Source organism: Vibrio sp. 1288, assembly GCF_033344475.1.
Map to the genome: position 1 here is coordinate 1 of NZ_JAWPOX010000320.1, position 828 is coordinate 828.

Annotated in this window: 1 protein-coding gene; it reads left to right on the forward strand. The window is 47.1% G+C overall.

The features are described 5' to 3' along the window. Positions 1-828 (forward strand): amidohydrolase (locus R8O11_RS26515; protein ID WP_318194780.1); only part of this gene is annotated, 828 nt, incomplete at both ends.

Consider the following 828-nt stretch of genomic DNA (forward strand, 5'->3'; position numbering starts at 1 on the left):
TTACTACCCTACCAAAGCGGATCTCGATAAAGTCAGCACAGATAAGCCTGTATTGATCATTCACACTTCGGGGCATTTGAGTGTCGCAAACAGTAAAGCCTTAGAGCTAGCAGGCATCACATCAGAATCGGAAGATCCAAAAGGTGGCATTATCCGCCGAATGGAAAACAGCCAAGAACCCAATGGGGTCCTAGAAGAAAACGCGCACTTTGCAATGCTGTTCAACCTCAATAAGTTGATTGATTCTGAACTTCAAGATCGCATGTTAGAAGCCTCGCAAGGTATGTACGCGAAATATGGCTATACCACAGCTCAAGAAGGACGAGCAACATCAGAAGGTTATGAAGCGATGAAACGCGCGTCGAAAAACGACAAGCTGATGATCGACTTGGTTGCGTACGCCGATATGGTATCGAGCAGTGATTTTATGGACTCAGAATACAACACGCCAGAGTACACCAACCATTTCCGCATCGGTGGCGTAAAGCTGAACTTTGATGGCTCTCCACAAGGTAAAACGGCATGGCTAAGTCAGCCTTACTTCCACCCGCCACATGGACAAGATAAAGACTACGCTGGCTACCCAACTTTCGAAGATAAACAAGCTTACGATTACGTAGAAACGGCCTTTAAAAATGAATGGCAAGTGCTGACGCATGCCAATGGTGACGCGGCGATCGAGCAATTTATCAATGCGGTAACCAAAGCAAATGAAAAGCTAGGAAAGCAAGACCGCCGACCTGTACTCATTCACGGCCAAACCATGCGCCAAGACCAAGTGGATCGCTTAGCTGCGCAAGGCATCTTCCCTTCTCTATTCCCAATGCA